The sequence below is a fragment of the Xanthomarina sp. F2636L genome (assembly GCF_026410195.1).
GTDB lineage: Bacteria > Bacteroidota > Bacteroidia > Flavobacteriales > Flavobacteriaceae > Xanthomarina.
The window spans coordinates 30,518-39,916 of the sequence record NZ_JAPMLM010000067.1; the positions used below are offsets into that span (position 1 = coordinate 30,518).

Annotated in this window: 7 protein-coding genes; 3 read left to right on the top strand and 4 right to left on the bottom strand. The window is 31.5% G+C overall.

Annotation, left to right across the window (positions count from 1 at the left end):
* Window positions 1–1,950 carry a peptidylprolyl isomerase gene (locus OS191_RS07335; protein WP_267155061.1) on the bottom strand — a complete coding sequence of 650 codons (1,950 nt, stop codon included), beginning with the start codon at window positions 1,948–1,950 and terminating at the stop codon, window positions 1–3.
* A 160-nt stretch (window positions 1,951–2,110) separates the two neighbouring features.
* On the opposite strand from OS191_RS07335, the gene OS191_RS07340 reads away from it, so the two are divergent.
* Complete coding sequence (locus OS191_RS07340; RefSeq protein ID WP_267155062.1) at window positions 2,111–2,572, top strand: SRPBCC family protein; 462 nt, start codon at window positions 2,111–2,113, stop codon at window positions 2,570–2,572.
* Window positions 2,559–2,795 carry a hypothetical protein gene (locus OS191_RS07345; RefSeq protein WP_267155063.1) on the top strand — a complete coding sequence of 79 codons (237 nt, stop codon included), beginning with the start codon at window positions 2,559–2,561 and terminating at the stop codon, window positions 2,793–2,795. The genes OS191_RS07340 and OS191_RS07345 overlap by 14 nt, the downstream gene beginning before the upstream one ends.
* 66 nt (window positions 2,796–2,861) lie before the next feature.
* On the opposite strand, the gene OS191_RS07350 is transcribed toward OS191_RS07345, so the two are convergent.
* The 3 genes from OS191_RS07350 to OS191_RS07360 all read right to left on the bottom strand — a co-directional run bounded on the left by OS191_RS07350 (window position 2,862) and on the right by OS191_RS07360 (window position 7,704).
* Window positions 2,862–4,490 carry an ABC-F family ATP-binding cassette domain-containing protein gene (locus tag OS191_RS07350; RefSeq protein WP_267155064.1) on the bottom strand — a complete coding sequence of 543 codons (1,629 nt, stop codon included), beginning with the start codon at window positions 4,488–4,490 and terminating at the stop codon, window positions 2,862–2,864.
* Between the two features lie 163 nt (window positions 4,491–4,653).
* Complete coding sequence (gene cls, locus OS191_RS07355) at window positions 4,654–6,111, bottom strand: cardiolipin synthase (RefSeq protein ID WP_267155065.1); 1,458 nt, start codon at window positions 6,109–6,111, stop codon at window positions 4,654–4,656.
* 18 nt (window positions 6,112–6,129) lie between these two features.
* The gene (locus OS191_RS07360) at window positions 6,130–7,704 is read right to left on the bottom strand and encodes a serine hydrolase (protein WP_267155066.1); all 1,575 of its coding nucleotides are present in this window, start codon (window positions 7,702–7,704) and stop codon (window positions 6,130–6,132) included.
* Between the two features lie 351 nt (window positions 7,705–8,055).
* On the opposite strand from OS191_RS07360, the gene OS191_RS07365 reads away from it, so the two are divergent.
* Window positions 8,056–9,399 (top strand): M14 family zinc carboxypeptidase (locus OS191_RS07365; protein ID WP_267155067.1); only part of this gene is annotated, 1,344 nt, incomplete at its 3' end.

Genomic DNA, 9,399 nt, shown 5'->3' on the forward strand with positions numbered 1-9,399 from the left:
TTAATTATTTAATTGCTTCTTTACATTTTCAAGCACCTCTTGGTTGATGCTTACTTTATATTTTTCTTCCAAGCCTAAAATCCAATTAGCTTCTTTATAATTCTGAAAGTCGCTTATAACAGCTCCTTTGGCTTCGTCAAAAGTTTTTAATTGTTTAGGCAGTACCTCTTTCACGTTAGCAACTATATAACCATCGTTAAATTTATAAACGTCTGAAACACCTGTTTTAAATTGAAAACTTGCAGGTAAAGATTGGTGTTGAGCATCCATAATTCCAGAGGTAAAAATAACGTCTATTTCGTTTTCTGAATTCAAAGCCTCTTTAATCTGTTCTGGAGTTTGTTGGCTTTGTAATAATTTATGAACTTTTTTTATAGTTGATTTTTTTGCTGAAGAAGCAACTACAGCATCTGCTCTTTCATTCCAATAATAATTATCTTTATTATTCTTATAATAGGTTTGAAGTCCTACTGAATCATTTTTAGCAGCATTCCAGATTTCAGTTTCCATTAAATCGAATAATAACAAACCATCTCTATATTCTTGAACAATGTTGGCATAATCCTGATTTTCGAATTCCAATTGTTCTTCTTTATATGTTAACAATTCTTTGTCTAGAAACGCATGATATGCATCTGAGACTAAGGTTTTGAAAAGCACTTTGGATGTTTTACGTTTCTGACTTTGTTCTAGGTAGTTCCCAAAATCGTCGTAAGTTAATTGCTTCTTTTGTATTTTTATTAAACGTTCATTGGATTTAAAGTCCATAGGAAGCACCCAATTACCAACAAAATAATCGTCATTTAAAATAGATTCAAAATAACTTAAATCAGGCTGCACATTGCTTACATGATACTGTTCTTTTAAATCATTAATTAAAGACTCGTTAATTAATTTCGATCGGGAATCTTTTTTTACTTTTCCTTCAAGTTCTCCTTTCATTTTTTCTAAAGACTCTACTGATTTTTTGTTGTAAAGTTTAATAATATGCCAACCAAAATCGGTTTTAAAAGGCTTAGAAACATCTCCAATTTTTTCTAAAGCAAAAGCTTCGTTTTCAAACTCTATAGAACTTAACTGTCCTCCAGTAAATGGAGACAACATACCTCCTTTGCTAGCCGAACTTTGATCTTCGGAAAATTGTTTTGCCAAAGATTCGAAATCTTCTCCTTGTTGTAATTTTAAATAAATATCGTTAATTCTAGATTCTGGATTATCGTGAGGTCTATCTTTTTTCTGATTGTTAACCATAATATGGGCAACAGTGCGTTCGCCTCGAGAAGCTCTTTGATCTGTAACTACTACAATATGATACCCGAATTTTGTTTTAAAAGGCATGGACACTTCTCCAACAGGCGTATTATATGCAGCAGTTTCAAAATTATAAACCATTTTAAAAGCAGTGAAATAGCCTAATTCTTCTGCATAAACAGTTTTACCGTTGTGGACTTCGTTTTTAACTGTTTCAAAACCTTCTGCAGATATTCTATCTCTTAATTTTAATAAACGATTATAGGCTTGCAAGGTGTCTTCAGGAGTTGGATTTTCATTTAAACGAATTAAAATATGACTTGCTTGTATTTCGTTAATCATTCTATTATAAGCTTCGTCAATTAACTCGTCGGTAACTTTAGAATTGGTTAGGTAATTAGCAGCTAATTGCGATTTATAACTATTGAGTTCGTTTAAGTAAGTTGGTTTTTTATCAAGACCTAAGGTATTAGCCTCTTTTAATTTTAATTTGTAATTAATAAATAATTTTAAATATTCATCTACATTTTTTTGAGACTCATCCTTTACCAAATCGATGTTTTTATTAAAAACTCTAGTAAATTCTGAAGCATAAACGGGATCATTATCTACTGTAAATAAAACTTTATCGTTAGGATTTTGAGCTTGAATTGTGAAAAAACTCAAAGAAAAAAAGACAATTAAAAAATATTTATTCATGTTCGTTTTTTTATTTTAATACAGATGCAAAAGTAATAATATTAAGCTATATAACAAGGTGCATTAACAAACGGTTTTGAAAGTTTTTTAGTATGTTCGTTTAACTCTGTTTTTAAACTTTTAAAATTTTGTATCTTTAGATTGAATTAATAAAACTGTGATGACCTATTCTACAGAAATTTTAGTTGAAATTCCGTTAAACGATTTTATTAAAAAATTAAATCAAGCTGAAAACATGAAGCATTGGCAACGTGGTTTAGTAGGTTACGACTATATTTCTGGAACTCCTAGAGAACTAGGGGCCAAAATGAAACTAACCTATAAATTAGGCAAACGAGATATGGAATTAATTGAAACCATTACTTCTAAAAAGCTTCCTAATGAGCTTCATATGATGTACGATATTAAAGGTATGCAGAATATTCAAGAGAATTATTTTGAAGAAACATCAGAAGGTTTTACTAAATGGGTTTGTAAAAACAACTTTATTCCTTCAAGTTTTCCACTTAGAATGATGACACTACTGATGCCTGGGACATTTAAAAAACAAACAAAACAATACATGCAAGATTTTAAGAATTTTGCAGAAAAAGGAACTTCTGTTAGAGATGCGAAAACTTAAATTAATATGGGACTTTAAAGGTCCAGATGCTGCTATAACTGCAGAACATCATGAAATACATTTAAAAGAATTTATTGCTGCCAAACAGTTGCAATTAAACATTACAGGTTTTGAAACTATAAACCAGATGCACAGCATAGCTTTCATGGTTGTTGAAGAAGCAGACATGAAACCCATTCGGGATGCTTTAAAACCACATAGAGGCCAGGTTTATATAGAATAGCCTCAATTTAAAGTGAAATTGGGATTTAGTTTTATTTAAATTTTAGAACCTGAGACGTTTAGTTTTTTAATCTATTTGTTTTAAGCTATCTATTCTATTTCTTACTAAAAAAGCATCGATAGTTTCAAAATGCTCAATAACACGCTGGTCTTTAAATTCAAATACTTTTTGAGATAAGCCTTGAAGAAAGTCTCTATCGTGAGACACTAAAATTAAGGTGCCATCAAAATCTAATAAAGCTTCTTTTAACACGTCTTTTGATTTTAAATCTAAATGATTTGTTGGCTCATCTAATATAAGCAGGTTTACGGGTTCCAAAAGTAATTTTACCATGGCTAACCTCGTTTTTTCTCCACCAGACAAAACACTTACTTTTTTATCGATATCGTCTCCTCCAAACATAAAACGTCCTAAAATATTTTTAATTTGTGTTCTTACATCGCCTTCTGCAACTTCATCAACCGTTTGAAAAACAGTTAAATTTTCATCCAATAAAGAAGCTTGGTTTTGAGCAAAATACCCCACTTTTACATTATGACCCAAGCTACATTTTCCTTCAAAATCAATTTCTCCCATGATGGCTTTAATCATAGTCGATTTACCTTCTCCATTTCGTCCTACAAAAGACACTTTTTCTCCTCTAGAAATAGACATATTCGCATTTTTAAAAACAACTAAATCGTCATAAGATTTGGTTAAATCTTTTACAGTTACAGGATAATCTCCAGAACGCTGTGCAGGAGGAAAACGCAATTTCAATGAAGAATTATCAATCTCATCAATTTCAATAATCTCAAGTTTTTCTAGCATTCGTTCTCTAGAACTCACTTGGTTTGTTTTAGAATATGTGCCTTTAAAGCGCTCGATAAAAGCCATATTATCTGCAATAAATTTTTGCTGCTCTTGATAGGCTTTTATTTGATTGGCACGTCTTTCTTCACGCAATTGTAAGTAATGAGAATAATTTGCTTTATAGTCGTAAATACGCCCCATAGTTACTTCTATGGTTCTATTTGTAATATTATCGATAAAGGCTTTATCATGTGAAATTACCATAACAGCCTTGGCTTTATTGATTAAAAAATCTTCCAGCCAAATAACCGATTCTATATCAATGTGGTTTGTAGGCTCATCCAACAAAATTAAATCTGGCTTTTGAAGTAGTATTTTTGCCAATTCAATTCTCATACGCCAACCTCCACTAAATTCGCTTGTTAATCTATGTAAATCTTCACGTTTAAAACCTAAACCCCTAAGGGCTTTTTCAACCTCAGCGTCATAATTAACATCCTCTAAAGCATAGAATTTTTCACCTAAATCTGAAACTTTTTCAATTATAGCCATGTATTCGTCAGACTCGTAATCTGTTCTAGTTTCGAGAGCTTTATTAAGCTTATCCATTTCGTCACGCATTTCAAAAATATGCTTAAAGGCTTTAGAAGCTTCATCAAAAACGGTACAATTATCTTGAGTTAACAAATGTTGTGGTAAATAAGCAATAACTGCATCTTTGGGACATCGAACATGACCACGAGACCCTTTTTGCTCTCCAGCTATAATTTTCATCATAGTCGATTTTCCAGCACCATTTTTTCCCATTAAAGCAATTTTGTCGTTATCGTTAATTACAAAAGAAACATCTTTAAATAAGGTGTGACCACTAAATTCTACTGCTAAACCATCTACTGAAATCATGTCTGTTTTTTTAAGGCTGCAAAACTATACAAAAGAAAAGAGATTCTTTATAAATAATATACAAGAATGAAAAATTAATAATCACATATTAGCTAATAAGTAAAAAAGAAAAGGATGAACAAATTATAACTAAAGTTTTAATTTTAAATATTCTTTATAAATCTTACAACATAGGAGAAAACAAGCGAGCAAACTTATCCAAGAATTTATAAAAAAGAGATCTATTTTGCCAGGCTTCTAAATCGATTTTTAATGTGTCTTCAAGATCGTTATAAAAAGCGGTTCTTAATTGATGTGCTATTTCATCGTCGTAAACAATCGCATTGACTTCAAAGTTTAAATCGAAACTTCTCACATCCATATTGGCTGTTCCTACAATAGCTATTTCATTGTCAATAACTACTGTTTTAGCATGAACAAAACCTTTTTTATAGCGATATATTTCTACTCCAGATTTCAACAAAGCTTCATAATATGAACATGCTGCAGCATTCACCAATTTAGAATCTGATTTATCTGGAACAATAAGCTTTACTTTAACGCTACTTTTTGCAGAAATAAGTATAGCATCCATAATACTTTTACTTGGTATAAAATAAGGTGTGGTAATAAGGACTTCTTTTTCTGCTAAATTAATAGCTTGAAGTAAAGCAAATTTAATGGTTGGCACATCGGAATCTGGTCCACTTGCCGTAATTTGAACATGCTTATCCTCTTTGGCTTCAAAAGTTTCTATTTTTGGGAAAAACTTATTATTGATAGATATTTGATCTTGAGCACAAAAATTCCAATCGCATAAAAATAGGTATTGTAAATACCAAGTTGCAGGACCAACTATTTTTAAATGCGTATCTCTCCAATACACTTTATTTTTATTAGGCTCTGTATTGATATATCTATCGCTTACATTAATGCCTCCTACAAAAGAGGTGTGACCATCGATAACAATAATTTTTCTATGATTTCTATAATTAATTCTATTGGCAAAAGCTATGAGTTTTATCTTATAAAATGGAAATACTTTAACACCACCATCTTTTAATATTTTTACCTGTTTTTTTCTAATGGAACGACTCCCAAAATCATCATAAATAAACCTAACTTCAAGGCCTTGAGCTACTTTTTCGATAAGTAGATTAATAATTTGAGTTCCAATGTTATCGTCTTCAAAAATATAATATTCAATATGAATATGATCTTTGGCTTCCGCCAAACACTTTAGAACTTCCGGGAATTTATCTTCACCATTAAGCAGTAATGTTACTTGGTTATTATCGGTTAAAGGGCTTAAATTTTCTTTTAGAACAAGATTTACTAATTTTTTATTATCCTGAACTGTTTCGTCTCCTTCGCTTAGTACTTCTTTAGAATATGATATAAGCCTCTTTTCTAGATCTGATTGCAAATTTTCATTAGTCATGAGTTTTTTATCATACATTTTACGAATGCGATAATTAACTCCGAAAGAAAAATAAATAATCATTCCTATAATTGGAACAAAAAACACTAATAATAAATAAGCTAATGTTTTCGTGGTATTTTCTGTATCTACTATCACGCGATAACTCACCAACATTAAAACAACAACATAGATTATTTCTAATATTAAAAGGTAGTTCATTAATTGTGTTTATTTACGTTAGTCTTTTGTAACTCGTTTCAAGTCTAAATCATGAAAATCGAAACTAAAATCGATATTAGGCGAAATACCTTTCATTTTTATATGTTGAGCTTTACCATTTTCATCTAAAGAAAACATGGCAAAGGCATCTGCATTCATGTCTTGATATTCCCATTTTACAGCAAAAGTATTTGCTTTATAAAATTGCATTTCACCATGCAATTTAGGTGAGCGATGCGATTTTATCCAAAGTTTTCCGTTTTTATTAAAAACCTCCATAATACCAAACCAATTGTCTTTATATACACCAATATAATCTGATTGGTTAATTTTTACTTTTTTATTAGTCTCTACGGTTTCCCAAACTTCCTTTGTTACCTGATCTCCATCAGATTCTCTAGCTTTAAAATACTCGTAAAATTTATTTGACCATTCAAAATCATCTAATCCTAAATAGCCATCAATAATTGTTCTTGATACTGCTAAAAACAACCCTGCGCCTCCTGGCTCTGTATTTGTTAATACCACAATGCCAACATTTAAATCTGGAACTAAAACTGTTCTACTTAACATGCCAGGAAGTCCACCTGTGTGTGAGACAATCATATTCCCTTTTTTATCTGTTAAATCCCAACCCAAACCATATCCTGCAAAATGCGAGTTGTATCGAGGATTTCTATTTACATCTGTGGTGGTATGAATTTTCCACATTTCATACTGGTTTTCAACAGAAAACAATTGACTTTCTAAACTATGACCATATTTACCTTGATTAAGATGCATGAGCATCCATTGAGAGATATCGTTTACATTGGAATAAATACCTCCTGCTGCACCATTTATCATGTCTTGAAAATTTGGTAACACCACAAAATCGCCACTAGCTGTGTTATGTGGCAATGCCAAATTACCTGAGTCTGTTATTAAACTTAAACCAGCATAAGAATTATCCATCTGTAAAGGTTTAAAAATTCTTTCAGAAATAAAGGCTTCCCAAGTCACCCCACTCACTCTGGCAATTAATTCACCAGCAACTATATATAATAGATTGTCATAATCAAACTGCGTTCTAAAAGCCGATACTGGTTTGAAATATTGAAAGCTGGAAAGTAAATCTTCGATAGTAAAATCCGATCCATCAGGAAAAAACATTAAATCTCCAACACCTAGACCTAAACCACTTCTATGGGTTAACAAATCTTGAATATTAAAATTTTCAGTTACATAGGCATTATACATTTTAAACTCTGGAATATGGTCTTTTACTTTATCTGTCCATTTAATTATTCCGTCTTCCACTAATAGCGCCAAAGCTGTTGTTGTAAATGCTTTACTATTGGAGGCTATTGCAAAATTAGTATGCTCGTTTACTGCTATATTTGTTTTTTTTGAGGTAACACCATAGCCTTTTTCATGTATAATTTTCCCGTCTTTAACAATAGCCACTGCAACTCCTGCAACTTTAAATTTATCTAAAGCATCATTGACCAAACTATCTACCTGTACGGAAGATAGCTGTGCAAAAACAGAGATGTTTAAAACAAAAAATAAACACAGAGATAAAGTGAATGGATTACTTTTTATTGGTTTCATATAAGGTTGTAGTTCACAGAAAAGTCGATTTTAAAGATAAAAATTAATTATTTATAATCCTATTAAGTAAAATAAATACTATTTATAATACCTGAACAAAACATGAATAAAAATCGAACTTTAGCGGTTATTAAGTTTCTATTTTTAATCTAATTATTCTTACTAAATTTACGTTTCATCGGATTTATTTGCGTTTTGTAGATGATTTTAGAAAAATTAATAATATATTAGCCGCACAAAATTCAACTAACCCCAAAACTGATGAAACTAAATTACCCTCAAAAAAATAAACTTCTAATTCTATTCATACTATTATTTTCAATAAATTTTAGTTATTCACAACATAGAAGTGTGCAACAGGCAGAGACATATTTACAAGAGAAAGGAGAGGTAACTTTCAGCTTTCAAGTAAATAACGTTTCAGAGTTAGAACAATGGACATCACAACTTTCCATTCTTAATTTTGACTCAAGAACAAATACAGTTTATGCATGGGCAAACACTCAACAATTTAGACAATTTCAAAGTCGTGGAATTACCTTTTTTGTAGACTCAAATGATAATGAAGCACAAGGCATTGTTATGTCCAACGAATTACCAGCTTCTGAAAGACGTGGACCATACCCATTAACTTTCCCACTGACTGCCTATCCAACTTATGCAGATTATGCAACACAAATGCAAGAGTTTGCAATCAATCATCCTGATATTTGTGAATTAGTGGATATAGGTGGCACAACCGAAGGTGTTGGTGGAGGAAATAAACGGTTATTATTTCTGAAGCTTTCAGATAATATAGGTACTGAAGAAGCTGAACCTAAAGTGATGTATACCTCGTCTATTCATGGTGATGAAATTACAGGTTACCCTTTAATGCTTAATTTAATTAATTATTTTATAACGGCCTATAAAGATACAGGGCATTCAGATCATAATCGAATTAAAAACTTAATTGATAATTCAGAAGTATGGATTAATCCTATGGCAAATCCAGATGGAACGTATTATAATAATGCTTCAAATACATCAGTTGCGAATGCTAGAAGAGCCAACGCCAATGGATTGGATTTGAATAGAAATTACCCTGATAATGTAAATGGACCACACTCAAACGGTCATACCTCATATGAATTAGAAACACAACATTTTATGAACTTAGCAGCCAATACGCACTTTGTGTTATCTGCTAATTTCCATGGTGGCGTGGAAGTTGTAAATTATCCTTGGGATAATACCTATAACAGACATGCCGATGATGATTGGTTTGTACATGTGTCTAGAGAGTATGCCGACAATGCCCAAGCTGATGGACCAAATGGATATATGGATTATTTAGATAATGGGATTACCCATGGTGCAGATTGGTACCGAGTGTATGGTGGACGTCAAGATTATATGAATTTTACACACCAGTGTAAAGAAACGACTGTTGAATTATCTGATGTTAAATTAATTCCTGCAAACCAACTAGTAAATCACTGGAATTATAACCGTGAAGCTTTAATTGAATACTTAATCCAAGGAACCTACGGATTTCAGGGAAAAGTAAAAGATGCTGTTAGTGGAAACCCTATTGAAGCTAAAGTTACTCTAGTTGGTCATGATAATACTGGGTCTCATACGGTAAGTTCTTTACCACATGGCGATTTTTACAGACCGGTTTTTGCAGGAACTTATAATATTTTAATTGAAGCA

Excerpts from the sequence above, each read along its gene's own strand:
- OS191_RS07335 (WP_267155061.1), bottom strand. The coding sequence starts at position 1,950 with ATGAATAAATATTTTTTAATTGTCTTTTTTTCTTTGAGTTTTTTCACA.
- OS191_RS07340 (WP_267155062.1), top strand. The coding sequence starts at position 2,111 with ATGACCTATTCTACAGAAATTTTAGTTGAAATTCCGTTAAACGATTTT.
- OS191_RS07345 (WP_267155063.1), top strand. The coding sequence starts at position 2,559 with ATGCGAAAACTTAAATTAATATGGGACTTTAAAGGTCCAGATGCTGCT.
- OS191_RS07350 (WP_267155064.1), bottom strand. The coding sequence starts at position 4,490 with ATGATTTCAGTAGATGGTTTAGCAGTAGAATTTAGTGGTCACACCTTA.
- cls (WP_267155065.1), bottom strand. The coding sequence starts at position 6,111 with ATGAACTACCTTTTAATATTAGAAATAATCTATGTTGTTGTTTTAATG.
- OS191_RS07360 (WP_267155066.1), bottom strand. The coding sequence starts at position 7,704 with ATGAAACCAATAAAAAGTAATCCATTCACTTTATCTCTGTGTTTATTT.